This window comes from Mycolicibacterium sp. SMGY-1XX (genome assembly GCF_059132455.1).
Genome location: NZ_CP101139.1, coordinates 1,817,184 through 1,842,690, shown reverse-complemented (window position 1 = coordinate 1,842,690; position 25,507 = coordinate 1,817,184). Strand labels below are relative to the sequence as shown.

24 protein-coding genes are annotated in these 25,507 nt (G+C 66.8%); 10 read left to right on the top strand and 14 right to left on the bottom strand.

Going from position 1 to position 25,507, the window contains the following annotated elements; genetic code table 11:
* Positions 1-58: 58 nt before the first annotated feature.
* The gene (locus NL241_RS09075; RefSeq protein ID WP_494397342.1) at positions 59-523 is read left to right on the top strand and encodes a tRNA (cytidine(34)-2'-O)-methyltransferase; all 465 of its coding nucleotides are present in this window, start codon (positions 59-61) and stop codon (positions 521-523) included.
* A gap of 80 nt (positions 524-603) precedes the next feature.
* Here the strand turns inward: NL241_RS09075 and NL241_RS09070 are convergent, their stop codons facing one another.
* Positions 604-1,245 (bottom strand): nitroreductase family protein, encoded by a 642-nt coding sequence (locus NL241_RS09070; RefSeq protein ID WP_487691065.1) that lies wholly within the window; start codon positions 1,243-1,245, stop codon positions 604-606.
* Positions 1,246-1,268: 23 nt separating this feature from the next.
* Here NL241_RS09070 and NL241_RS09065 point away from each other — a divergent pair, with 23 nt between their 5' ends.
* Together NL241_RS09065 and NL241_RS09060 are read left to right on the top strand one after the other, a co-directional pair.
* Positions 1,269-1,682: a TIGR03667 family PPOX class F420-dependent oxidoreductase gene (locus NL241_RS09065; RefSeq protein ID WP_487691063.1), complete on the top strand. Its 414-nt coding sequence runs from the start codon at positions 1,269-1,271 to the stop codon at positions 1,680-1,682.
* Between the two features lie 129 nt (positions 1,683-1,811).
* Positions 1,812-2,648, top strand: coding sequence for an alpha/beta hydrolase fold domain-containing protein (locus tag NL241_RS09060; RefSeq protein WP_487691062.1), 837 nt, complete (start codon positions 1,812-1,814; stop codon positions 2,646-2,648).
* A gap of 3 nt (positions 2,649-2,651) precedes the next feature.
* Here the strand turns inward: NL241_RS09060 and NL241_RS09055 are convergent, their stop codons facing one another.
* From NL241_RS09055 to NL241_RS09040, 4 genes are all read right to left on the bottom strand, one after another.
* Positions 2,652-4,121 (bottom strand): wax ester/triacylglycerol synthase family O-acyltransferase, encoded by a 1,470-nt coding sequence (locus NL241_RS09055; RefSeq protein WP_494397341.1) that lies wholly within the window; start codon positions 4,119-4,121, stop codon positions 2,652-2,654.
* 87 nt (positions 4,122-4,208) lie between these two features.
* On the bottom strand, positions 4,209-4,406 hold the full coding sequence (locus NL241_RS09050; protein WP_487691059.1) for a hypothetical protein: 198 nt from the start codon (positions 4,404-4,406) through the stop codon (positions 4,209-4,211).
* A gap of 122 nt (positions 4,407-4,528) precedes the next feature.
* On the bottom strand, positions 4,529-4,711 hold the full coding sequence (locus NL241_RS09045) for a DUF6307 family protein (RefSeq protein ID WP_487691057.1): 183 nt from the start codon (positions 4,709-4,711) through the stop codon (positions 4,529-4,531).
* A 109-nt stretch (positions 4,712-4,820) separates the two neighbouring features.
* The gene (locus tag NL241_RS09040) at positions 4,821-5,915 is read right to left on the bottom strand and encodes an aldo/keto reductase (RefSeq protein WP_494397340.1); all 1,095 of its coding nucleotides are present in this window, start codon (positions 5,913-5,915) and stop codon (positions 4,821-4,823) included.
* A 295-nt stretch (positions 5,916-6,210) separates the two neighbouring features.
* Between NL241_RS09040 and NL241_RS09035 the strand changes: the two genes are divergently transcribed.
* A complete protein-coding gene (locus NL241_RS09035; RefSeq protein WP_494398272.1) occupies positions 6,211-7,137 on the top strand; it encodes an alpha/beta fold hydrolase in 927 nt (308 codons plus the stop codon).
* Positions 7,138-7,200: 63 nt separating this feature from the next.
* On the opposite strand, the gene NL241_RS09030 is transcribed toward NL241_RS09035, so the two are convergent.
* Together NL241_RS09030 and NL241_RS09025 are read right to left on the bottom strand one after the other, a co-directional pair.
* Positions 7,201-10,458 carry an error-prone DNA polymerase gene (locus NL241_RS09030; RefSeq protein ID WP_494398271.1) on the bottom strand — a complete coding sequence of 1,086 codons (3,258 nt, stop codon included), beginning with the start codon at positions 10,456-10,458 and terminating at the stop codon, positions 7,201-7,203.
* 109 nt (positions 10,459-10,567) lie between these two features.
* Positions 10,568-11,215, bottom strand: a complete 648-nt coding sequence (locus tag NL241_RS09025) for a hypothetical protein (RefSeq protein ID WP_487691053.1) — start codon at positions 11,213-11,215, stop codon at positions 10,568-10,570.
* Between the two features lie 122 nt (positions 11,216-11,337).
* Here NL241_RS09025 and NL241_RS09020 point away from each other — a divergent pair, with 122 nt between their 5' ends.
* Positions 11,338-12,366, top strand: a complete 1,029-nt coding sequence (locus tag NL241_RS09020; RefSeq protein ID WP_494397339.1) for an Acg family FMN-binding oxidoreductase — start codon at positions 11,338-11,340, stop codon at positions 12,364-12,366.
* Here NL241_RS09020 and NL241_RS09015 read toward each other — a convergent pair.
* The 5 genes from NL241_RS09015 to NL241_RS08995 form a co-directional block, all read right to left on the bottom strand.
* The gene (locus NL241_RS09015) at positions 12,357-13,550 is read right to left on the bottom strand and encodes an enhanced intracellular survival protein Eis (protein WP_494397338.1); all 1,194 of its coding nucleotides are present in this window, start codon (positions 13,548-13,550) and stop codon (positions 12,357-12,359) included. The genes NL241_RS09020 and NL241_RS09015 overlap by 10 nt on opposite strands.
* A 123-nt stretch (positions 13,551-13,673) precedes the next feature.
* A complete protein-coding gene (locus NL241_RS09010) occupies positions 13,674-14,120 on the bottom strand; it encodes a hypothetical protein (RefSeq protein WP_487691049.1) in 447 nt (148 codons plus the stop codon).
* A 154-nt stretch (positions 14,121-14,274) separates the two neighbouring features.
* A complete protein-coding gene (locus NL241_RS09005) occupies positions 14,275-15,819 on the bottom strand; it encodes an APC family permease (RefSeq protein WP_494397337.1) in 1,545 nt (514 codons plus the stop codon).
* Complete coding sequence (locus NL241_RS09000; protein ID WP_494397336.1) at positions 15,816-16,703, bottom strand: universal stress protein; 888 nt, start codon at positions 16,701-16,703, stop codon at positions 15,816-15,818. The genes NL241_RS09005 and NL241_RS09000 overlap by 4 nt, the downstream gene beginning before the upstream one ends.
* Before the next feature lie 63 nt (positions 16,704-16,766).
* Positions 16,767-17,636, bottom strand: coding sequence for a MaoC/PaaZ C-terminal domain-containing protein (locus tag NL241_RS08995; RefSeq protein WP_487691044.1), 870 nt, complete (start codon positions 17,634-17,636; stop codon positions 16,767-16,769).
* Positions 17,637-17,718: 82 nt separating this feature from the next.
* On the opposite strand from NL241_RS08995, the gene NL241_RS08990 reads away from it, so the two are divergent.
* The 5 genes from NL241_RS08990 to NL241_RS08970 all read left to right on the top strand — a co-directional run bounded on the left by NL241_RS08990 (position 17,719) and on the right by NL241_RS08970 (position 24,560).
* Entirely contained in the window at positions 17,719-18,588 is an 870-nt protein-coding gene (locus tag NL241_RS08990) for an acyl-CoA thioesterase (protein ID WP_487691042.1), read from the top strand.
* A complete protein-coding gene (locus NL241_RS08985) occupies positions 18,589-19,281 on the top strand; it encodes a histidine phosphatase family protein (protein ID WP_487691040.1) in 693 nt (230 codons plus the stop codon).
* Complete coding sequence (locus tag NL241_RS08980; protein ID WP_494397335.1) at positions 19,278-21,437, top strand: molybdopterin-containing oxidoreductase family protein; 2,160 nt, start codon at positions 19,278-19,280, stop codon at positions 21,435-21,437. The genes NL241_RS08985 and NL241_RS08980 overlap by 4 nt, the downstream gene beginning before the upstream one ends.
* A gap of 66 nt (positions 21,438-21,503) precedes the next feature.
* Complete coding sequence (locus tag NL241_RS08975) at positions 21,504-23,459, top strand: SDR family oxidoreductase (protein WP_494397334.1); 1,956 nt, start codon at positions 21,504-21,506, stop codon at positions 23,457-23,459.
* 39 nt (positions 23,460-23,498) lie between these two features.
* Complete coding sequence (locus NL241_RS08970; protein ID WP_487691035.1) at positions 23,499-24,560, top strand: nucleoside hydrolase; 1,062 nt, start codon at positions 23,499-23,501, stop codon at positions 24,558-24,560.
* A 9-nt stretch (positions 24,561-24,569) separates the two neighbouring features.
* Here the strand turns inward: NL241_RS08970 and NL241_RS08965 are convergent, their stop codons facing one another.
* Positions 24,570-24,992, bottom strand: a complete 423-nt coding sequence (locus tag NL241_RS08965) for an organic hydroperoxide resistance protein (protein WP_494397333.1) — start codon at positions 24,990-24,992, stop codon at positions 24,570-24,572.
* Positions 24,993-25,037: 45 nt separating this feature from the next.
* Positions 25,038-25,481, bottom strand: coding sequence for a MarR family winged helix-turn-helix transcriptional regulator (locus NL241_RS08960; RefSeq protein ID WP_487691031.1), 444 nt, complete (start codon positions 25,479-25,481; stop codon positions 25,038-25,040).
* Positions 25,482-25,507: the final 26 nt, after the last annotated feature.

The window sequence follows — 25,507 nt, the reverse complement described above, 5'->3', positions numbered from 1 at the left end:
CGGCCGTCAATGGCGGTCCAGAGCAAATGATTCGTAACCGAACTGACATCATCGAGTGATGTTCCGACTGATGTTCTACTCGCCCCGCATCGCGCCGAACACCGGAAATGCCATTCGAATGGTCGCCGCGACGGGTGCGGAATTACATCTTGTCGAGCCGCTGGGATTCGACCTCTCCGAGCCCAAATTGAAACGTGCGGGCCTCGACTATCACGACCTCGCGTCGGTGACGGTGCACTCTTCGCTGTCCGCGGCATGGGAGGCGCTGCGCCCCGAGCGCGTGTACGCGTTCACCGCGCACGCCACCACCTCGTTCGCCGACGTCGGCTACCTCCCCGGTGATGTGTTGATGTTCGGGCCCGAGCCCACCGGCCTGGATCAGGAGACGCTGGCCGACCCGCACATCACCGCGCAGCTGCGGATCCCGATGCTGGCCGGCCGGCGCTCACTGAACCTGTCGAACGCCGCGGCGGTCGCCGTGTACGAGGCGTGGCGCCAGAACGGGTTCACCGGTGCCGTCTGACCCCCCGCCCCCCTTGGCGCGAGCGAGCGTGTTTGTCCGGCAACACGCCGCTCAGCGCGTACGAAAGTGAGCGCTCGCGCTTACCAGGTGTCCCAGTGCGTCAGCTCTTCGGCGGGCAGCCGCTTGGCCTTCTTGAAGTCGGTGCCCTTGGTGTAGGCGATCGGGAACAGCCCGCCCTGGGCGTACTTGTCGAACGGGATGCCCAGGATATCGGCGACCTGCTTCTCCCCGTCGCCCATCAGGTGCAGCGACGTCCAGGCCGAGCCGAGGCCCCGTGACCGCAGCGCCAGCATGAAGCTCCACGTCGCCGGCATCAGCGAGCCCCAGAAGCCGGCGCTCATCCCGGCCGGGGCGCCGTCGGGCCGGCCCTCCAGGCACGGGATCAGCATCACCGGCACCTCGTGCAGATGGTCATTGAGGTACTTCGCCGAGTCGACGACCAAGGGCGTGCGCTCGTCGCGGCTGTCGCCGTACTGCGGCTTCTCCGCCTCGAGATAGGGCGTTGCGGCGATGCGGTAGACGTCGGCGATGGCCTTCTTCTTCTCGGCGTCCTCCACGAACACCCACTGCCAGCCCTGGGCGTTGGACCCGGTGGGCGCCTGCAATGCCAGGTCAAGACATTCGAGAAGCACCTCGCGGGGCACCGGCTTGTCCAAGTCGAGCCGTTTGCGCACCGAGCGGGTGGTCGTCAGGAGTTCATCGGCAGACAGGTTGAGGGTCATGACCGGAGACTACATTCGGACGAATGACCGCTGAACTGACGCCAGAGGTGACGGACCGCCTCACCAACGACGATTTCGGATGGCTGACCACGATCGCCCAGTCCGGATTGCCGGTGCCCCGGCTGATCTGGTTCCTGTTCAACGGATCCGAACTGTCGCTCTACACCCTGCCCGGCGCGGCCAAGGTGGCCCACGTCCGGAGGCATCCGCAGGTGAGCCTGAACCTCGACTCGGACGGCCAGGGCGGCGGCATCATCGTGGTCGGCGGTACCGCACGCATCGACGCCGAGGGGGTCGACTGCCGCACCGACGAGCCCTACTGGACCAAATACGCCGGGCACGCCGAGAGCATCGGGATCGCCGACGCCATGGCCGATTACAGCACCCGGATCACCATCGGTGTCGACAAGGTGTGGACCACCCCCACCGCGGGTTGATCGACAGCCGTTCTGGTCCCCCTATGGGGAGGAAAAGGAGACGCCGTGTTCGGCCTCTGCACACGCTTGGCTGCCGACTCCGTGGCGCGCTTGTTCGCCGCCACCGTCAGTCCCGCACCGAAGGAGACAGTGCGATTTCCCGAAATCGAAGGTCACACGAGCGCGCTGTCGATTCCGACCAGGCACGGCGCCGTCTCGGCCACCGTCTATCACCCGCAGCCTGAACCGGACCACACCCCGGCGGTGTACGTCAACATCCACGGCGGTGGTTTCGCCGTCGGCCACCGCGACCAGGACGACCCGTGGTGCCGCTACCTCGCCGCACACGCCGGCGTGGTCGTGGTCAACACCGATTACGTTCTGACTCCCCGACACCGGTTTCCGGCGCCGGCCGAGCAGATCTTCGATGTACTGCAGTGGGTGTCATCGCAGCATCGCGACTGGGATGGCGGCCGCCTGTGCGTGGGTGGTCAAAGCGCCGGAGGCAGCCTCGCGGCGGCGGCGTCCCGGTTGGCCCTGGAGAACGGCGGCCCGCCAATTCTGTTGCAGGTATTGCACTATGCGCCACTGGATCTCGTGACGGCCACCAGGGACAAGCACAGTCCGCTGGGATTGAAAGCGGTGATGAAACCCTGGATGGGCGAGGTGTTCGACACCGCGTACATTCCCGACCGGCAGCAACGGCGCGACCGGCTGGCCTCGCCGGCATGGGGCACCAACGGTGACGATCTGCACGGTATCGCTCCCGCCGTGGTGGTCACCGCGGAGTTCGACCGACTACGCGGCGAAGCCGCCTCCTACGCAGACAAACTGGCTGCGGCCGGTGCGCTGGTGGCCTACCACGAGGTGGCCGGGGTGGATCACGGTTACAACATCATGAGCGACGATCCCGAGGCCGTCGCCGCCACTCGGCGGATGTACCGCATGCTCGCCGAGCACGTCCAGCAGGTGACCAGGCTGCCCTGAGGCTTACCGGATGCTGGAGCGGACGACGCCGGTATTCCGGCCGGCCCGTTCGTCGGCCTCGATTTTCAGTTCGCCCACCACATCTTCGATGCCACGCGCGAGCGATGCGACATCGTCGATGTTGTCGGGGCAAGCGACGACACCCACGGCCAATGTGCCGCCGTAGGAGACGGCGGTGACGTTGAGATTGGCCCCTTCGAGCAACGGCGCCAGAGCGTGGATACCCACGACATGCGCTCCGGCGCAATAGATTTCCTGACGGGGGCCGGGAACGTTGGAGGTGATGGCATGAGCCACCGGAGAGTGGAAGCGCGACAGTTTGAGGCCGGTGTAGACACCCATGGCCATGCCGATGACCAGAGGGGGAACGACGTCGATGACGTCGGCGAGGTTGACCGGAGGCGCCGCCCGTCGTCCGTTCTTGATCTTGGCTGTGGCGTCGTGCACGCTGGCCAGCTGCTGCGCCGGATCAGCCAGATCGACCGGCAGTTTGACGACGACCGGCGACCAGCTGTTGGACGCGTCGCAGTCGACCCCACGTGTCGAGATGGGCATCATGGTGCGCAGCGGACGGCTGGGCACCGTGTCATGGATTTCCAACCACCGACGCACCGCCGATGTCGTCGCGGTCAACAGAACATCGTTGACGGTGACCTCGAACGTCGTGGTGATGACGCGCAGATCCTCCATCGACACCGCGGCGAACGCGACGCTTCGCCGTGCGGTGAGCGGGGCATTCAACAGGGTTCGCGGTGAGCTCTCGTCCTTCTCCGGCACCGGACCATCGCCTCGCTGTGGGCCGCCTGCGAGTAGCCGGTGGACCGATCCGCGCGCGGTTTCGACCACCGATCTGACCGCGACGGGACCCAACCTGGCGGCGATCCGAACGCCGACAGCGGTATTGGCCGCGATTTCATCGATCACGTCCCACGCCCTGGCGGCAGCGTCGGGCATCTCGGCGCCGTCTTGCTGTGGCGCCGAGACGAACTCGACATCCGGGTCACCGGTCATCAGTGCGGGCAGCACCGACGTCACCGCGCCCACCCCATCGGCCATCGCGTGGGAGAACTTGATCAGCACCACGAGCCTGCCATCAGACAGACCCTGTACCACCCAGGCATCCCACAGCGGACGATTGCGGTCCAGCGGCTGCGCGTGCAGCTCGCCGATCAGAGTGGTCAGCTCCTGCATGGTGCCGGGCTCGGCCAGCCGCACGCGGTGCAGATGCTTCTGGACGTCGAACGCGGGGTCCTCGACCCATGACGGCTGACCCAAGCCGAAGAGTTTGGTGAGCAGGCGCTGACGAAATTCCGGCATCGCCGCGGTACGTTCGGCCAGCAGCTTGTGGATCGCTCCTGCAGTCAATTCGCCGCGCGCCGTCGGGTCGCAGAACAACACAGCCGTCACGTGGGTGGACATCACGGATGTTTCGCCGTGCAAGGCGAAACCGTCAAGGCCGGTCAATCGGTTCATGCGCTCCATCTCTCTGCGCGCCGAGCAGCGAAACCGCTTGGTCTGCAACACATTCCAGCGGTCACCGGCGGCGAGTCCGGCGAGGGATCAGCGCCAGAACCCGTTCCTCTTCGATGTACTGCGATCGCCGTCGACATGGGTCCACTGTCCCGACTCGTAGCGGTATGCGTCTTTCACGCCGCCACGCGTCACGTCCAACGTGCCGTCCTTGTGCTCGATGTATCTGTCGCCGAATCGCATGTATTTGTCGATGCCGCCGTCAGCGAGCGTCACGGTGACTGTCATGGTCAAACCTCCAGATGAGCCGCTGATATCGGCTCATAGCGCGGCCACCCCGGTGGGGAGCAGTCGGACGGACACACGGACTCCAAGCGCCGCCGAAGAAGCGGAGCCCAGCGGGGCTGCGCTCAGCGCACCTTTTCGGGAATCGAGTTCAGTGTGGCCAGGACGTGTTCGGCGAGTTTGCCTGCTTCGGCGTTGTCCAGCTTGGAGTGCGCGCTGATGGTGTCCGTGACGAGCTGGAGGCGAATTTCGTAGGGACTGCGAGAAGTTGTGAGCGAAGCCATCGGACATCCTTTGTAGTCGAGCATATTCGCTCATAACTGAGCTGCTCGATACTCACGACCTTACGCTGATTCCCGGCCACCGTGTGCTCGATGAGCATGCGGACGTTCGTGACGCGAATGCCGTCCTGATACCTCACACCCAGTTACGCACGTCGCCGGAGTAGCCGCCGGGCTTGTCGCCGACCTTGACCCCGGGGCTGATGATCAGCTGCTGGTATTGCGGGGTGAACATCTTGTAGACCGATTGCGGCGGTACAGCGCTCGCCTGATCGAGGGTGACCCGCAGGTCGGCAGGCAGCTCGAAATCCAGCGCGGCCATGGTGCCGGCGAGTTGCTGGGCACTGCTGGCGCCGACGATGGCCGCCGCGATGCCGGGTTGGGTTGCCACCCAGTTGATCGCGACCTGCGCCATCGACACCCCGAGCTTGTCGGCGACCTCTGCCAGTGGAGTGAGCAGCTGCCAGTCTCGGTCGGTCAGATCGAGTGCCGAGGCGCCCGTGACACTGAGCCGGCCGCTTCCGCCCACACCCCGATCCCCCGCGTGGTACTTACCGCTGAGGAAACCCTGCCCCAGCGGACTCCACGCCGTGATTCCCATGCCGAGGCTCTGCCCCATCGGGACATGCTCGGTCTCGATCACCCGCTCGATCAGCGAGTACGGCAACTGCAGATTGATCAACGGCGTGAGGTTGTTGGCCACGGCGAAAGTCTGCGCCTGGGCGGCATACCACGCCGGAGTGTCCGAGACACCGGCGTAGCGAATCTTGCCTGAGCGCACCAGATGATCGAAGGTCTGCATCACCTCCTCGACCGGGGTCAGCCGGTCCCAGGAGTGCAGGAGGTACACATCGATGTAGTCGGTGCGCAACCGGCGCAATGATGCCTCCACGGCTCGCACCATGTGTTTGCGGCCGTTGCCGCCTCCGTTCGGGTCCCCGGGGAACATGCCGTTGGTGAACTTGGTGGTGAGCACCACCCGGTCACGCACCCCGGCCTCGGCGAGGAGCTCCCCGAGGATGGTCTCACTCTCACCGGCGGTGTAGAAATCCGCGGTGTCGAGGAAGTTGCCGCCCGCGTCGAGGTACTGATGCAGGATCGGGCGTGATTCGTCGATCGTCTTCCCGTAAGAGGCTTGGTAACCACTGGTCCCGAAGTTCATCGTTCCCAATGCAAGTCGGCTCACGCGTAAGCCGGACCGGCCAAGCAGGTAGTACTGGTCAAGCGCCATCGTCGTCACTCCATCTCTGAAACACACCGAATCCACAGCTGGTTACGGTCAGCGTCGGGGTTCATGTTCACACTGCGTTCGTCACTGTCCGCGGCTGACCACGACCACTGTGCGACAGACAAATTGGACTCACAAGTCCACTCTGTGTGACCCGCGCTGACCAGCTGCTGCTGGAGAGCGCCGGGCAGGTCGGCACATTGGACTTGCAAGTCCAGTGGGGCCTCACCACGATGAACCTGTGCTCACTCGTCGCGCTTTCGCCCAAGGACTCGGCCTCACTGTTGCCGCCACCTCGATTCTCAGCAGTGCGTCCGCACACGCCGCCCCGGCCTCATTCGCCCCGCTCAAGAGCGTCGACGCCGGCGAGCTGACCGTTGGTTACGCCGAAGCCGGGCCGCCGGACGGGCCGGTGGTGGTGCTGCTGCATGGCTGGCCCTACGACATCCACAGCTACGTCGACGTGGCCCCGCTGCTGGCCGCGCAGGGTTATCGGGTGTTGGTGCCCTATTTGCGCGGATTCGGGACCACACGATTTCGCGCGAACAACGCCAACCGAACGGGCCAGCAGGCCGCCCTCGCCCAGGATGCCGTCGACTTCCTGGACGCGTTGCACATCGAGCGCGCCATTGTCGGGGGATTCGACTGGGGCGCAAGAACTGCCGACATCGTGGCCGCGGTCTGGCCACAGCGCTGCAAGGCGCTGGTATCGGTGAGTGGATATCTGATCGTCAACCTCGCCGCAAACCAGCGACCGTTGACACCGGAAGCTGAACACGGCTGGTGGTACCAGTACTACTTCGCGACACCACGCGGCGAAGACGGTTACCGCGCCAACACCCACGCATTCAACAAGCTCATCTGGCAGGAAGCCTCACCCGCATGGCAGTTCGACGACGCCACCTACAACCGAAGTGCCACCGCCTTCGACAATCCCGATCACGTCCAGATCGTGATCCACAACTACCGTTGGCGCCTGAGCCTGGCGCCCGGCGACCCGCGATACGCAGCGCTCGACGACCAGTTGGCGACGAACCCCAAGATCTCGGTGCCGACGATCACCATCGGTAGCGACTTCGACGGCCCGAACAAAGACGGCGCCGCCTACCGCACCATGTTCACCGGCGCCTATTCGCACCGGGTGCTCGACGGAATCGGGCACAACGTGCCCCAGGAAGCGCCGCGGGAGTTCGCCGACGCCGTCGTCGCGGTGGACGCCTACTGAGGTGTTCCCGGAGCAACGCGCCGATGTCCTCACGGCGGGCGGGCAGTTGTCCGGTCGGTGCACTCAGCGGAAGTCCCGGGACTTCGACCCGACCCGCATCGACAACTTCTCCATGCGGTCCGCCACCACCGTGACCGCGCCCGAGGCATTCTGGACGATGCCGCGCACCATCAGCGCCGGCGCCGTCTGCGCCAGTTTGCGATGTTTGCTCCACAACCCGACCGAGCACACCACGTTCACCATCCCGGTCTCGTCCTCGAGGTTCATGAACGTCACGCCCTGCGCGGTGGCGGGACGCTGGCGGTGCGTCACCGCCCCGGCCACCAGCACCCGGGTGCCGTCGCGTACCCCAAGCAACTCGGCAGCGGGGATCACCCCCATGGCATCGAGGTCGTCGCGCAGGAACTGGGTGGGATAACTGTCGGGTGAAACGCCGGTGGCCCAGACATCGGAGGCCGCCAGCTCCACATCACTCATGCCGGGCAGGGTGGGCACGTGCGACGACGAGCCCACCCCCGGCAACCGGTCCGGACGCTCCGCGGCCGCGGCCCCGGCCGCCCACAGCCCTTCGCGCCGGGTGATCCCGAAACAACCCAGTGCGCCCGCGGTGGCCAGCGCCTCTGTCTGTGGGACCGACAGCTGCACCCGGCCGGTGAGATCCAGCAGAGAAGCAAAGGGACCGTGGGCATCTCGGTTGTCGACGATGCGCTGCGCCAGATCGTCTCCGATGTTCCGGACCGCGCCCAGCCCCAGCCGTACCTCCAGACCCGCGTTCTCCAGCGTGGCGTGCGCCAGGCTGGCATTGACATCCGGGCCGTGCACCAGCACTCCGTGCCTGCGCGCGTCGGCCACCAGCGTCTGCGGTGAGTAGAAGCCCATGGGCTGAGCCCGTAGCAGGGCCGCACAGAACGCCGCCGGGTGGTGCAGCTTGAACCACGAGGAATAGAACACCAACGACGCGAACGACAGCGAATGACTCTCCGGGAAACCGAAATTGGCGAATGCCTCCAGTTTCTCGTAGATCCGGTCGGCCAACGGCCCGGTGATGCCGTGTTGCTCACGCAGACCGTCGTAGAACCGGCCACGCAGTCGCCGCATCTTCTCGGTGGACCGTTTGGAACCCATGGCCCGGCGCAGCTGGTCGGCCTCGGCGGCGGTGAAACCCGCGCAGTCGACCGCCAATTGCATCAACTGTTCCTGGAACAGCGGCACTCCCAGGGTTTTCCGCAGCGCCGGTTCCATCGACGGGTGATCGTAGACAACGGGTTCCACACCGTTGCGTCTGCTGATGTAGGGATGCACCGAGTTGCCCTGGATCGGCCCGGGCCGGATCAGCGCCACCTCCACCACCAGGTCGTAGAACACCCGCGGTTTCAGTCGCGGCAGGGTGGCCATCTGCGCCCGCGACTCCACCTGGAACACCCCCACCGAGTCGGCTTTCTGCAGCATCTCGTAGACGGCCGCCTCCGAGAGATCGAGCTTGGCCAGGTCCACCTCGAGGCCTTTGTGTTCGGCCACCAGGTCGATGGCGTAGTGCAGAGCCGAGAGCATTCCCAGGCCCAGCATGTCGAATTTCACCAAACCTATTGCCGCACAATCATCTTTGTCCCACTGCAGCACACTGCGGTTTTCCATCCGCGCCCATTCCACCGGGCATACATCGGCGATGGGCCGGTCGCAGATCACCATGCCGCCGGAGTGGATGCCCATGTGCCGAGGCAGGTTCTTGATCTGCATGGCGAGGTCGATCACCGGTTCGGGAACACCGGCAACGTGCTCGGATTCGGCCAGGTTTCCCCACTGGCCGATCTGCTTGCTCCATGCGTCCTGCTGGCCTTGGGAAAAGCCCAGCGCGCGGGCCATGTCGCGGACGGCGCTGCGGCCACGGTAGGTGATGACGTTGGCCACCTGTGCGGCGTAGTCACGGCCGTATTTGTTGTAGACGTACTGGATGGCCTCCTCCCGCAGGTCGGATTCGATGTCGATGTCGATATCGGGTGGCCCGTCCCGCGCGGGTGAGAGGAACCGCTCGAAGAGCAGGTCGTTGGCGATGGGATCGATGGCGGTGACACCCAACGCATAACAGACCGCGGAGTTGGCCGCCGAACCCCGGCCCTGGCACAGGATCTTGCTGTTGCGGCAGAACTGGGTGATGTCGTGCACCACCAGGAAGTAGCCCGGGAAGTTCAGTCTGGAGATGATGTCGAGTTCCCGCTCGATCTGTGCGTACGCCTGGGGTGCGGCATCGCGTGGCCCGTAGCGCCGCATGGCACCCGCCATGGTCAGCTCCCGCAGATAACTGTCTTCGGTATGGCCGTCCGGTACGTCGAAGGGCGGCAGTTGCGGAGCGATGAGCTGCAGACCGAAAGCGCACTGCTCCCCCAGTTCAGCTGCGGCGGTGATAATCTCGGGCCGCTGAGCGAACAGCCGGGCCATCTCGTCACCCGAGCGCAGGTGTGCGCCACCGAGCGGGGCGAGCCAACCTGCCCCTTCGTCGAGAGACTGCCGCGCCCGGATGGCGCCCATGGCCATGGCCAGCCGGCCACGGTCCGGTGCGGCGAAGTGCGCACCGGTGGTGGCGATCAGCCCCACCCCGAACCGCGGCGCCAACGCAGCCAGGACGGCATTGCGTTCGTCGTCGAGCGGGTGGCCGTGGTGGGTCAGCTCGATGCTCACCCGGTCCGCACCGAACCGGTCCACCAGGTCCGCGAGTGCGCCCGCCGCGGCCTCCGGTCCGCCGTCCGACAGCGCTTGCCGGACATGGCCTTTGCGGCATCCGGTGAGGATGTGCCAGTGCCCGCCGGCCGCCTCGGTCAGCGCGTCGTAGTCATACCGGGGTTTCCCCTTCTCGCCGCCGGCCAGGTGCGCAGTCGAGATCTGCCGCGACAACCGCCGGTAACCCTCCGGTCCACGCGCCAGCACCAACAGATGCGGACCCGGCGGATCCGGGACCTCGGTACGGGCACCGTTGCCCAGCGACAGCTCCGCGCCGAAGACCGTCTGCATGTCGAGTTCGCGCGCGGCTTCGGCAAATCGCACCACGCCGTAGAGACCGTCATGGTCGGTCAGCGCGATGGCACGCAGGTCCAGCCGCGCAGCCTCCTCGACAAGTTCTTCCGGGGTACTGGCCCCATCGAGGAAACTGTAGGCCGAATGGGTGTGCAATTCGGCATAGGGCATCCGGGACCGGACCCGCTGCTCTCCGGTGGGCTCGTACGCCTCCCGCTTGCGCGACCATGCCGGACTGTCCCCGCCGTCACCGGTGGGCTCTTTGAACGGCATGCCGGCGCGGCGCGGCTTGCTGTTGAGCACCCGCTCCATCTCGCCCCAGCTCGGCGGCCCGAGGAACTTGTCCACCGCAGCAGTCTATCGAACAATTGTTCGAGCGGCACCGTTCGAGGAACGCACCCCAACACCTGATTCACGATGCTCAGTCGGTGACGTCGCCCTCCGTTTCACCCCGAATCAGCGCAGGCTCGGGGCTCATCTCAACCTGCCCATCGCATCCTGGCCGAATGGTCTCGGCGTGGGCTTTGACAGTCGCCAGCGTCGCCCGCAGAACATGTCCGACGAACGGCCGGACCAGGTGCCAGTACAGCAGGAACCGGCGACGTACGGCCGCGTCGGTGGTGACGGTGCGGCACTCGTAGCTCAACAGCGTCCGGTGTCCGTACGGCCGCACCGAGAGATTGGCCGCGATCTTGCCCCACCCCGGCTCGGCGAAGCGGGTGAACTCGTCGACCGTCACCTGACGCCACTCGATCACCGGGGTCCAGAACCGGCCCACCGCACCGAACGCGATCTCGCGCTCGTCGCTGCCCAGTACCAGCCACCCTGGCAACCCGCCGTCCGCGATCACCAGCGACGTGGGCACCGGCGGCGCTGCGCCGACCAACCTCGCCGGCAGCCCGCGCAACCACATCGCCGCCAGCAGAATCGGGGTCCGCACCGTCAACAGGTCCAGCTCGCGAGCCACTTGAAGCACGCACCGCGGGTCGGCTTCCACCACACAGTGTTCGGTCAGCACCGCGTCGTAGCGGGGCATCACCGCTTCGATGATCATCCGGTCGGCGGTCATGTCCTCGAGTGTCGGGCTGCAACGCACGGCGCAACCAGTGCCCGAAGTCCTCGATGCCCGGGACTTTGTGGCCTTTCGGCGTCCCCTGCCCGCGACGGACAGTGGGAGCGGTGGTGGTGAAAATGAGTGACACAGTCAAGACCGATGACACAGTGGCCAACATCGACCTGATCAAGAAGGTCGTCGAGCTGGCCGGGCGCGCGCCGTCCCTGCACAACAGTCAGCCCTGGCAGTGGGTGATCGACGGCACGGGCCTGCAGCTCTGGCTCGATCGCAGCCGTATCGTCCGCCACACCGATCGTGGTGGGCGGGAAGCTCTGATCAGCTGCGGGGCGGCGCTGGATCATCTCCGGGTGGCCGCGGCCGCATCGGGATGGCAGACCTTCGTCGAACGATTCCCGAACCCGAACCGGCCCGAGCATCTGGCGACCATCGAGTTCTGGCCTGCCGAGTTCGTTTCGGCCGCCACCCGGTGCCGGGCCGACGCCATCCTGCGCCGCCACACCGACCGGCTGCCCTTGCGGGCGCCCGAGGGACTCAACGTCCTGGTGCCGGTTCTGCAGCACCTGATCGACGACGATTCCGCCCGTCTCGACGTGCTCCCCGCAGCGCTCTTACCCGAGTTGCTCGAAGCATCGGCCCTGACCGAGGCGACACGTCGATACGACGCCTCCTACCAGGCCGAGTTGGATTGGTGGACAGCGCCATTCGAACTCGACCAAGGCATTCCACCGGCACTGCTCAACGGTGTCGCCGACAACGACCGCGTGCCCGCCAACCGCAACTTCCCGGCCGCCGGACACCCGGCGACGCACCGCGGGGCGGACCAAGACCAGGCCGTGATACTGGTGCTGTCGACCCCCGACGACACCCCCGCCGATGCGGTGGCCTGCGGCGAGGCACTGTCCACGGTGCTACTGGAATGCACCGCCGCCGGGCTGGCCACATGCACGGTGTCCCACGTGACCGAAGTCGCCGCCGCCCGTGCGGTGGTCGCCGAACTGGTCAACCGTCACGGGGTACCGCAGGTGCTGATCCGGGTGGGCCGCGCCTCCGAGCTCGACGAGTACCTGCCGCAGGCCCCGCGCCGCGAACTTCACGACATCCTGCGGATGCGGCGTCCGGAAGTGGGCACGCCGGATCAGAAGTGAAAACCGAGCTCCGCGGGGACGTCGCTGCGGAACGCCTGGTCCATCTGAACCACTAGTGCACGGTCACCGCACCGGATCCGGTTGGCCGCCGCCAGGTCGAGCACGCTGTGCACACCGAAGTAGACACTGCCGAGCACATCGAGGTCCAACCGCAGATCTGCCGGCGCATCCGAAGGTGCACACTTGGCCTCACCGTCGCGCACCTCGAGCATGAATCGTCCACCGTCAGAACGGAACTGGTCGCCCACATCCAAGACCATGCTGACGTCGGCGAGGTACCGGCGCGCCTGTAGCGCAGCCGGGACATCCATGATCCGCAGCCACAGGGCGTCCTCCTGCCAGGTGGTCTTCACCTGCCGCGAGTCCACCAGCAGGTACGGCAGCGGGTCAGCCGGGAAGGTGTCGATGAGAACTTCCTCGATCAGGTCGAGACCGAGCAGCGTGCGCCACAACGCCGCGTGCGCCTGCGGGGTCACGGCGGTCACGGCCTCCACGTGGGCCACCATGGCGGCGCCGTGCTTGACCCGGTAGAGGGCCCATCCGTCGGGGTGCAGCAGTCCGAACCATGCTGTGCCGCCGTCGCGGTCGGATTCCCGGTCGGCCAGCAGGTCGTCCCACAGCGCGTCGGGGCAGGCCAGACCGCCCGGAGTGGCGCGCCGCCAGCGGTCGTAGATCTCGGCCAACTCGGCGCGGTGCTCGCCGGGGTGCACCAGCCGCACCTCACCGTCATCGAAGGCGTCGGCGTGGAACCGGGCGAACCGCCGCTGCACCGCGAAGCGCCGTTCTATGGTGGCCGGGCCGTATCCGAAACGCCCGTAGATGCCGCCTTCGCTGGCGGTCAGCGCGGCGATGGGATAACCGTCCGCCGCGACCCGGTGGTGCAGTTCGGCGTACATGTCTCGCAGCACCCCCCGCCTGCGGTGAGTGGGTGCCACGGCGACCGCGGACACCCCGGCGGTGGCCACGATGGCGCCGCCGGGCACCGTCAGCTCCATGTCGAGATAGCGCGCCATTCCGATGATGTCGTCACCGTCGGGAACAACGAGCGAGCCGTTGTCGGCCACCATCACCTTCCACGGCGGCTGACTCTCGGGGGTTGTGTAGGCGCCGAAACAGGTTGCGGCCAGCCGCGACATCGCCTGCTGGTCGTCGTCGGTCGCAGACCGTACTGACCACTGACTCACATGACCACAGTGCCATACGGCGCAAACGGATTAGGGAGCGCTGGTGCTTCACGGTGGTCCGACCGTGAAGCACCAGCACCGGTCTCGAACAGACCTCTTGCGCCTGAACTCGAAGCCCCCGAGCTAGCAGCTCCGGGCCAGCGCGCCGGTGACCGTGCCGTACGGCCCGAATTTCACCGATGCTCCGAGGACACACGTCTCGAAGTGGATGTTCTTGGTGAACCAACCGTATAACTCGCGAACGGGTTCGGGAAGCTGTGACACCAGAACCATCGGGTCGAGATGGAACAGAGTGGCGTACGGCGCCGGCGGCTCCGGGTTGGATTCGCCGATCCAGATCCATTTGTTCTGCAGCGGTGCGTTGTACGGCGTTTCCGACGGTCCTACCAGAGCGCCCGCGGTGTCATCGAGATACGCGGTGGCCAGGAACGCGGAGTTGCCGACCGCCTGTGCAGCTGCAGCCGTGATGTCCTCGTCCGCCTGGGCCAGCGCTGCCGGCGTGAGCACTGCTGCCGCCGTGAGCGCAACGGCAGCGGTACTGATTTTCACCCTGTCGGCGATACCTGTCATACATCCCCCTTTTCGTGTGGTTTTCGTGCGCGACAACCACAGTTGTCGCACGCGGCTTGACACGCGTCAACTTCGGGAGATCAAGATCACAACTCGCGTTTACCGCAGGTCACAGCGGTGTGTCTACCACATGACGAGAAACCGACAGCAGGGCTCAGAAACGGTCGGCGGGAACGGCCCTGTCCATCGTGGCTCCGGTGAAGAACTCCGGGCGGCGCGAGCGCATGACCAACATCAGTACCGCCCCCAGCAACAACAGACCGAAGCCGATGAAGAACACCAGGCCGATGCCACCGATGGACGCGCCGCTGGCGTTGTCCGGGTTCATGCTCTCCTTGACCGAGATGATGAACACGGCCGCCAGAATCAATCCACCCAGCAGCGGGAACAGGAACTTGAAAACGACGTTGTGCGCGCTGGCGAACAGTTCACCGCGGAAGTACCAGACACAGGCGAACGCGGTGATGCCGTAATACCAGCAGATCATGATGCCAAGGGCGGCAATGGTATCCAGCAGTATCGACTCCGACAGCAGGCTCACCAGGGTGTAGAAGACACCGGTCACCAGACCGGCGACCGCGGTGCTGAACGACGGTGTGAGGAACCGCGGGCTGATTTCGGCGAACTTCTTCGGGAACGCACCGTAGGCCCCCATCGCCAGCATGGCGCGCGCGGCAGGCAGGAACGTCGTCTGCAGGCTCGCGATCGAGGAGGCGAACACCGCCAGGTACAGCACCAGCCCTCCGGTGTCACCGAGCACCGGACGGGCCAGCGCTCCGAACACGTTGGCCGAGTTCTCCTCGTTGCCCAGTCCCAGGCCCTCCTCCCCGACGCCGGCATACATCATCACCGCGACGGCAACCAGCAGATAGGTGATGAGAATCGAGATCACACAGAGCAATCCGGCGCGCCCCGGCACCTTGGTGGGGTCCTTGGACTCCTCGCCGAGGGTCAGGCAGGTGTCCCATCCCCAGAACGCGAAGATCGAGCCGGTGACACCGATGACGAACGCGCCCATGGCCAGACCGGAGAAGGGGTTGAACCAGTCGAGGTCGAAACTCAGGCCCGCCGGCGCGTCCCCGCGGCCCACATGCGCGATCGCCACGACCGCGAAGGCCACCAGCACGATCATCTGGAACCCGACCAGCACGTACTGCACCTTCTCGCTGGTGGTGATACCACGGCTGGCGATGAAGGTGGCCACGCCCAGGAACGCGAGTGTGCTGACGATGTTGACGGCGGTGTTGTAGGCCAGGTCGGCGATCGACGGCTGATCCACCAGTTCGGCGATGAACAAGTAGAAGAACTCGACTGCGATGGCGGCCAGATTGGACAGCACGATGATGGTGGCGATCACCATGCCCCAGCCACACATCCAGCCGACGTAGGGACCGAATGCCTTGGTGGACCACGTGAATGACGCGCCGCAGTCCGGTGCCCGCGAATTCAGCTCGCGGTAGGCGTACGCGGTGAGGAACATCGGAATGAAACCGGCGATGAAGATGGCCGGCATCTTCAGCCCCACCGCGGCGACGATCAAGCCGATGCTCGCGGTCAGCGTGTAGCCGGGCGCCACCGACGAAATGCCGAGCACCGCACCGGAGAACGTACCGACCTTCCCGGCGGCCAGACCTTTGGCAACCAGACCCGCATCTGCTTCGGCGCGGTGCAACTGGTCTCCGGATGACGTTTCGGTCATGGCAGGTCCTCCTCACCGAATTGTTCCCGGGGTACGACGACCATGGGCACCTCGAGGACACGCAGCATCTTCGCCGCGGTGGAGCCGAGGAACAATCGGCGCGGCGCGCCGAGCCGGCTGGAACCCACCATGATCAGATCGCCATCGCGCCAGTCGAGTTTGTTCACCGCGGACTCCACCGACGGGCCGTCCACAATGGTGGCTTCCACCGGGAATCCCTCGGGCAGTTCGTGTTTGGCCGTCTCCAGAGTTTGGCGGGCATGATCGAGGGCGCGTTGACGCACGGCCTCGTCGTCACCGCGCAGCGAACCGAACATCGGGTCCAGCGCCACCAGCGACACCAGCCGCAGCGGGGTACCCGCCGCGGCGCTGGCCCGCACCGCCGTCGACAACAACAGGTCGGCGCCCTGCAGTTGCCCCAGCGCGCAGGTGACCTCACGGACCCGTTCCACCTTGGAATGGCGGGTGCCCCGCGGCGCCAGAGCCAGAGGCACCGGCGCGGAATGCAGCAGCTCCCCGGTGACCGACCCGATGGAATATCGTCCGATCAGGCCGTCCCCGGCGGCCCCGACGACGATCGCCTCCGCACCCAACCGGGCCGACTCCTCGATCAGACCGGCCGCGAACGACTCGTTGGAGGACACGTGTGTGGCTACCTCGATGTCCTCGGGCACCGACGCGGCGGCGGCATCGAGCCAGGATTGCGCATGGTCGGCCAAAATCTCGTCGTACCCGCCGTCCGGCACCAGACCGGGGCGCATCCGGTCACGGGGCAGCACCAGGCACAGGTCCAGCGCCGCACCGAGGGTGCGGGCCAGCCGTACCCCGAGAGTCAATCCGTCATCGCCGCTGGGGGTGGCGAGGTAACCGACGATCAGCCGCATGCGGTTCATCCTGGCAGCCACGGCGGTTCGCAACGTGGGATCGCCCGAATTCGGCGGGCGCCGTCACGCAGTGAAGGTGGCGACCCCGTCTTCGAGCACCAGCCGCGATCCCGAACCGTCGGGGGCGGCCGCCTCCGTGGTGAACAGGGCCTGGCCGGGTTCGGTGCGCCAGATCGACGTGGTGAGCGTTTCCCCCGGGAACACCGGTGAGGTGAATCGTGCCGACATCCCGGTGATCCGCGAGGCGTCGCCGCCACCGAGATCGGCGACCAGGGCGCGGCCCGCGAAACCGTAGGTGCACAGCCCGTGCAGGATCGGTTTAGGGAAGCCGGCGAGGGTCTGCGCGAACCAGGGGTCGCTGTGCAAGGGGTTGCGGTCACCGGACAACCGGTAGATCAACGCCTGATCGTCACGCGTGGGCATCGCTGTACGCGAATCCGACTCCCGCTGCGGCAGTTCCGGAGCCGCGGGCCGCGTGCCGGGTTGCCCGCCGAATCCGCCGGCGCCGCGGATGACGAAGGTCGCTAGCGTCTCCACCACCACCTCGTCGGTGCTCGGGTCTGTTCCGCGCGCCCGCAGCATCACGATGGCGTTCTTGCCTTCACCTTTGTCCTGCAGGTCGGCAACTTCGGACTCCACCAGCAGTTTGCCCGCCGGCGGGAGCGGCCTGGCCAGCTGGATCTGCTGCGAGCCGTGCAGCAACATCCCAAAGTTGAACTCGCCGATCTTGCCGATGGCCGGGAAACCGATGCAGGCGATCACCGCGTAGGTGGGCAACACCTGTTGGGTCACCTCGTGGCTGTTGTCGGTGGTGAAGGCGAGATCGGCGGTGCCGCAACCGACGCCGAGCGCGTAGAGCATGGTGTCGCGGTCGGTCCACTCGAAGACGTAGGGGTCGGCCTTCGCGCCGATGGCCGTCGGATCGATCGCCATTGAGGCTCCCTTCGCATCTCTTTCCCCCGACATTACTGACCCGGATGCGCGCCGCGGCGACAGACATGGCCTTATAGAAGGCGTGCCGCAGACACTGAAGGACGTCTTGGAACTGTTCGCCGTCGAGGATGTCGGCGGCGGCACCTACCTCGGGCCGCAGCCGGTCGACGATGTGGAACGGGTGCGCGTGTTCGGCGGGCAGGTCGTCGCCCAGGCCATGGCCGCGGCCGCACGCACGGTGCCGGGCCGGCTGCTGCACAGCCTGCACGTGTCGTTCCTGCGCCCGGGCAACCCCAACCGCCCGTTGGAGTACGACGTCGTCTCACTGCGGCAGGGCCGCACCTTCTCCACTCGCCGGGTGACCACCCGGCAGGGCGAGGTGGTGGTGATGGAAGCGATGGTCTCGTTCATCGAGCCCATCGACAACGGCGACTACCACCAGCCCATGCCCCTGGTCGCCGCCCCGGAGAGCCTCCCCAGCCTCGAAGAGCAGCTGGCGCCCTACATCGACGAGGGCTATGCGGAGCTGGTGCGGCTGCGGCTGTTCGAGATGCGCTACATCGATCCCCCACCCCGGGTGGCCGTCGACGCCGGGGTTCCCGACGAGGCGGTGTGCCGGCTGTGGCTACGGGTGGAATCCGCACCGCCACCGCAGTTGCTGACAGATCCACTACTGGCGACCTGTCTGCTGGGCTATGTCAGCGACTGGACGATCCTGGACCCGGTGCAGGTGGGCGTCGGCAAGACGTGGCAGAACATGGAGACCATGGCGTCGCTGGACCATGCCATGTGGTTTCACCGTCCCGTCGATTTCTCCGACTGGCTGCTCTACGACCAGCGCGCACCCAGCGCGATCGGCGGCCGGGGGCTGGGAACTGGGCTGATCTACAACCGCAGCGGCGAACTGGTCTGTACGGTGACCCAGGAAGGTTATCTGGGAAGGCGGCGCTAGATGCCCAGGTTCGTCAAGGCGGCGGTCACGGTTGCTGCGGTGGCAGTGGTGGGTGCGTGTGGTTCGGAACCTCCACCCCCGGAATCGATCACGGTGACCTTCGTGCGGCACGCCGAGTCCGAGGGCAACGCCTCCGGGCTGATCGACACCTCGGTGCCGGGCCCCAGCATCACCGCCGACGGCCAGAAACAAGCCGAGCAGGTGGCAGACGAGTTGCGCGACAAAGACTTCGACGGCATCTATGCCTCGTCGATGGTGCGCACGCAGCAGACCGCCGCACCGTTGGCCGAGGACCTCGGCGAGCAGGTCGACGTGTTGCCGGGACTGCAGGAGATCCCGGCCGGGTGGTTCGAGGGCACGCCGGAGGCCGACGCCGTTTCCACCTACGGCTTGGCACCCATGCAATGGCTGCAGGGTGAGCGGGACGCCCGGATCCCCGGCGCCATCGACGGCAACCAGTTCAACGAGGAGTTCACCGAAGCCGTGCAGCGGATCTACGAAAGCGGTGACAAGAACGCCGTCGCCTTCTCCCACGCCGGCGCGATCATGACCTGGACGCAGATGAACGTCTCCAATCCGGACGGGGAACTGCTGCGGTCGCATCCGCTGCCGAATGTCGGTCAGGTGGTGATCAAGGGCAACCCGGTAACGGGCTGGACGCTGGTCAGCTGGGACGGCCTCGCGCAATCATGAGTGTCACCCACACGTTCTGCCGGTACTGCCTGGCCTCGTGTGGAGTCGACGTCACCGTCAGCGACAATCGCGTCACCAAGATCGCCGCAGACAAGCAGAATCCGCACAGCTGGCAGGATTTCTGCGCCAAGGGCCGCAACGCCGCCCAAGTGGTGGAACATCCTCGCCGTATCCTGGCCCCGATGCGCCGCGTCGGCGACGGTTATGTCGAGGCTTCGTGGGAGGAGGCGCTGGCCGATATCGCGGTGCGGCTCAACGCCGTCATCGACGCGGGCGGCCCAGACGCGGTGGGCGCGTATTACGGCAATCCCGCCGGCTTTTCGTCGTCGAACATCGTCTTCATGAACGCCTGGCTGGACGCGATCGGCACCCGTAACCGGTATGCGGTGGGGTCGGTGGACCAGAACGCCATGCATGTGGTGTCCTCGGCGATGTACGGCTCGCAACTGCTGGCGCTGGTCTCCGATATCGACAGCTGCGACTACTTCCTGCTGGTGGGCACCAATCCCGCTGTGAGCGCCTGGAATTGGCTGGAGTCGGCGCCCGGTGGTTGGCGCCGGGCGCTGGAGCGCCAGAAGGCCGGTGCGACGATCGTGGTGGTGGATCCGGTGCGCACCGAGAGCGCCGAACGCGCCGATGTGCATCTGGCGGTGCAGCCGGGCCAGGATTGGGCGCTGCTGCTGGCGATGGTCAAGGTGATTTTCGACGAGGGCCTCGAGCATCGCCGCGACTGTAGCGAACTGGCCACCGGGACAGACGAGCTGCGAGCCCTGGTGGCGTCGTGCGATCTCGATGACCTGGCGTTGCGGTGTGGGGTGCGACGGCCTGAGATCGAACAAGTGGCACGGGATTTCGCGGCAGCCCGCGGCGCCATGGTGGTGACCCGCACCGGGGTGTCGCTGCACGCCTCGGGCACGGTCGCCGAGTGGCTCGGTCATGTCTTCAACCTCATCACCGGGCGGATGGACCGTCCGGGCGGACGACGCTTCGAACGCGGGTACATCGACACCCTGCGCTTGTTCGACATGGTCAAAGAGCAACCCCATCGCAGCCGGCTGGCCGGCCGCGAGATGGTGGCCGGCGCCCACGCATTGGCCGAACTGCCGGACGAGATCACCACCCCCGGCCGTGGCCAGATCCGGGCGATGCTGATCAACAGCGGCAACCCGGTGGTGTCCGGGCCCGACGGCGCCCGGCTGGACGCGGCGCTGGCCGGGCTGGATCTGCTGGTGGCCATCGACTTGGTGCAGCGCGAGAGTCATCGGCACGCGCACTGGCTGCTCCCGGCCGCACACTGGCTGGAGCGCGACGATCTGTTGGCGTTCACCAGCGGCATGCACGACCAGCCCTACATCCAGTACGGCCGGCGAGCTGTGCAGCCGCCGCCCGGGGTGCGGGAGGAGTGGCGTATCTTCACCGACCTCGCGATCGCCATGCGCCGGCCGCTGTTCGGTGCGCGCGGAGTCAACGGTTTCATCTCGGCCACCCGCCGTGTCGCCTCGTGGGCCCGGCGGCCGTCGCTGGAGTTCGGGCCGCATTGGTTGCACCGGCTGATGGTGTTGACGAGCCGGAAAGTCAACGGCCGCAGGCTGACCTGGCGTGATCTGGAGGACAATCCGCACGGGTTGGTGCTCGGCCCGCGCGAGTACGGCCACTTCGCCCAGGCGTTGCGCACCCCGGACAAGTTGGTGCAGGTGGCGCCCGCGGAGTTCGTCGCCCGGGCCCGCGAACTGCTGGCCGGGCCACATCCGGTGGCGCCCGAGGGATATCCGTTCCAGCTGGGCAATCGCCGGCACCGGCATTCGATGAACTCGTGGCTCAACGAATTGCCCGGTCTGCATCCGGCGGGCAGGGACAACGGCGTGCTGATCAATCCTGCCGACGCGGCGCTGTACGGCATCGCCGACGGCGATCGGGTGCGGCTGTTCTCCCCCGTCGGCTCGGTGGAGCTGGTGGCGTCGGTGTCCGAGCGGCCGCGCCCAGGCTTGCTGGTGGTTGAACATGGTTGGGGCTCACGGGTTTTCGATCCTCGCGGCGGGCGTCCCCCGGAATCGTTCGGCGTCAACCGCAATCTGCTGATGGACCGTACCGATCTGGACCCGCTGTCGCAGACTCCGGCCCTGAGCTCCGGCTACGTCGCCCTTGCCCGGCTGTAGTTGTCACAACCGCACCCCCTGTCAAGGTTGGTTGACGCGGCGCGATGGAGCGAGCACCATGACCTCATGCGCTATGTCGTTACCGGCGGTACCGGGTTCATCGGGCGCCACGTCGTCAGCCGAATCCTGCAATCCGACCCGGACGCCGACATCCAGGTGCTGGTGCGGGCGTCGTCGCTGGGCCGCTTCGATCGTCAGCCCTGGAGCAGCCTGGTCACCCCGCTGATCGGTGACCTCCTTCAACCCGGCCTCGGCCTGGCCGACGAGCTCGGCCACGTCGACCATGTGGTGCACTGCGCCGCGGTGTACGACGTGACCGCACCGGAGGCCGATCAGCGTGCCGCCAACGTCGACGGCACCCGCGCGGTGATCGACGTGAGCGTGCGGCAGAGCGCACTGCTGCATCACGTGTCGTCGATCGCGGTGGCCGGCACCTACGCCGGAGTGTTCACCGAGGACGATTTCGACCTCGGCCAACAGCTGCCGACGCCCTATCACCAGAGCAAGTTCGACGCCGAGAAGCTGGTGCGCAGCACACCGGGATTACGCTTCCGCATCTACCGGCCCGCGGTGGTGGTGGGCGACTCACGAACCGGCGAGATCGACAAGATCGATGGCCCCTACTACTTCTTCGACCTGCTGGCCAAGCTCGCTACACTTCCGCGGCTCACCCCGCTCGCGCTGCCCGATGTGGGCCGGATGAACATCGTGCCGGTCGACTACGTGGCCGACGCGCTGACGGCGCTCATACACACCGACGGCTACGACGGCCAGACGTTTCACCTGACGGCGCCGAAGTCGGTGGGCCCGCGGGGGTTCTACCGTGCCCTCGCCCCGGCGGCGGGGCTGCCCCTCCACCCCGTCGCGATGCCCGACGCGGTCGCCGCTTCGTTCCTCGAGGCACGCGGGCGAGCGAAAGTGTGGCGCAACATGGCGGCCACCCAACTCGGCATTCCGGCCGAGCTCTTCGACTCCGTGGCCATGACGTCGGAGTTCACCGCCGAGCACACCCGAGAAGCGTTGCGCGGGACGGGTATCGAGGTGCCAGAGTTCCGGTCGTATGCGCCGGCGCTGTGGCGTTTCTGGGCGCAGCAGCATCAGTCCGGCGAACCGCTGGCCGGACGGCACGTCATCATCACCGGCGCATCCAGCGGCATCGGCCGGGCCGCGGCCCTTGCGGTAGCCGCCCGAGGGGCGACGGTGTTCGCCCTGGCCCGCAACGGCCAGGCACTCGACGAGCTGATCACCGAGATCCGCCGCGCCGGCGGGCAGGCGCATGCCTACACCTGCGACGTCACCGACTCCGCCTCGGTGGAGCACACCGTCGCCGACATCCTGGGCCGCTTCGGTCATGTCGACTACCTGGTGAACAACGCCGGGCGCTCGATCCGGCGATCTGTCGGCGCCTCCACCGACCGGTTCCACGACTACGAGCGGGTCATGGCGGTGAACTATTTCGGCGCGGTCCGCATGGTCCTGGCGTTGCTCCCGCATTGGCAGGAACGACGGTTCGGCCATGTCGTCAACGTCTCCAGCGCCGGAGTGCAGGCCAGCTCGCCGCGGTATTCGGCCTACCTCCCCACCAAAGCGGCACTGGATGCGTTCGCCGAGGTGGTCTCGACGGAAACGCTGTCGAGTCATGTGACGTTCACAACCATCCACATGCCCCTGGTCCGCACACCGATGATCACCCCGTCACGACGGCTGAACCCGGTACCGGCGATCAGCGCCGAACACGCCGCGGCCATGGTGGTGCGCGGGTTGATCGACAAGCCGGTGCGCATCGACACCCCCTTGGGCACGCTCGGAGACGCCGGTCGTTACCTGGCCCCGAAGCTGTCGCGGCGGCTGCTGCACCAGCTGTATCTGGGTTATCCGGATTCCGCCGCGGCGCGCGGAACGGAGGCCCCGGCCGCCGTCAACGTGACACGCCGGCCGCGCCCGGCTGCCCGGGTTCCCCGGGTGCGGATACCAGGCCCGGTCAAACGCGCTGCGCGACTGGTGCCCGGCGTGCACTGGTGATCACGGCCAGACCCGGTCGGTGACGGTAGGGTCTTCGAAATGACCACGGCGGCTGAATCCACGGACGGCATCCCGGTTTTCGTCGATGTCGACACCGGGGTGGACGACGCGATGGCGTTGGCCTATCTGCTGGCCAGCGACGGTGTCGACCTCGTGGGAATCGCCTCCACGGGCGGCAACGTCGCGGTGGACCAGGTGTGCGAGAACAACCTGGGGCTGCTGGAACTGTGCGGCGCCGGCGACATCCCGGTGTCCAAAGGTGCACCGCGACCGTTGGTGACGCCGCTGCGCACCGCCGAGGACACCCACGGACCGCGGGGACTCGGCTACGCCGAGCTGCCGCCCACCGAACGGCGCCTCACCGAGCACGACGCCGCCACCGCGTGGGTGCGGGCGGCGCACGCCCATCCTGGTGAGCTGGTGGCCGTGGCAACCGGTCCGCTGACCAATCTGGCGCTGGCGATGCGCCTGGAGCCCGGGCTGCCCCGACTGCTGCGGCGGCTGGTGATCATGGGCGGGGCGTTCGGCTACAAGGGCAACACCACCCCGGTGGCCGAATGGAACATCAGCGTCGACCCGGAGGCGGCCGGCGAGGTGTTCAGCGGATGGAACGCCGCCTGGGGGCTGGATGCACCCGGACACGTGCCGATTGTGTTGGGGCTCAACCTGACCGAGCACATCGCGATGACACCGGCCGTGCTGGCCCGGCTGGCCGCGGCCGCGGATTCAGCGACCATGACGATGAGCGTGCTCGATACCAGAGGTGTCCGATCGGCGGCGGCCAATCCGCTGATCCGTGTCCTCGAAGACGCGATGCGGTTCTACTTCGAGTTCCACTACGACCAGGGCGAAGGCTATCTGGCCCACTTGCACGACCCGCTCGCGGCAGCGGTGGCGCTCGATCCGGAACTGGTGCGCACCCGGCCGGCGACGGTCGATGTCGAGTTGACCGGCACACTGACCCGCGGCATGACCGTCGCGGACTGGACCGGCATCTGGGGCCGCGAACACAATGCGCTGATCGGCGTGGACGTCGACCCGACGGTGTTCTTCGACCGGTTCATCGACCGGGTGGGACGCTTCGCCCGAGGGCTGGCCTGATCGGCGCGGCTAGTCGTCGGTGACGGTCAGCGTCACGTCGATGTTGCCGCGGGTGGCGTTGGAGTACGGGCACACCTGATGCGCTTTGTCGGCCAACTCGACGGCGGCGTCGTGGTCGACGTGCGGCAGGGTGATCTCCAGTTCGACGGCCAGCCCGAAGCCGCCACCCTCGAGGTTGCCGAGGGAGACCTTGGCGCCGACGGCGGAGTCGCTGACGTCGGCCTTGGCCTCGCGGGCCACCAGGCGCAGCGCGGAGTGGTAGCACGCCGCGTAGCCGATGGCGAACAGCTGCTCGGGGTTGGTGCCGGTGCCGCTGCCACCCATCTCCTTGGGGATGGACAGGTCGAGTTCCACCTTGCCGTCGGAGGTGGTGGCGTGGCCGTCGCGTCCGTCGCCGGTGGCCAGTGCCTCTGCGGTGTAAATAGCTTGCATGCCATGTCCTTTCAGGGTTTTGCGAGGGTTTTGCGGGTTGGGGCCTTACTGGGTGGGGTCACGGACGACCGCGGTGAGCCGGTTGACGTCGTCACGCAGCCGGATGACGTCCTGCTCGGTCATGCCGGAGCTGCCCAGCGTCTCGGCGAGCCGTTCCGGCACACAGCGCACCTTGGCCTCGAGCCGGCGACCGGCCGTGGTGAGTGCGACGCGCACGGACCGCTCGTCGAGCTCCGAGCGCTGCCGGTCGATCAGTCCGCCGACCTCCATTCGCTTGAGCAGCGGTGACAGCGTGCCCGAATCCAGTTGCAGCCGTTCACCGAGCTCGCGGACGCTCATCGGGCCTTCGTCCCTGAGCACGATGAGGACCAGGTACTGCGGGTAGGTGAGGCCAAACTCCGTCAACAACGGCCGGTACGCGGCGGCTACAGCGCGGGACGCGGCGTACAGCGCGAAACACAGATGGTCGTCGAGGCTCAGCTTCGCCATGCGCACCACCGTAGCACAACCGAATT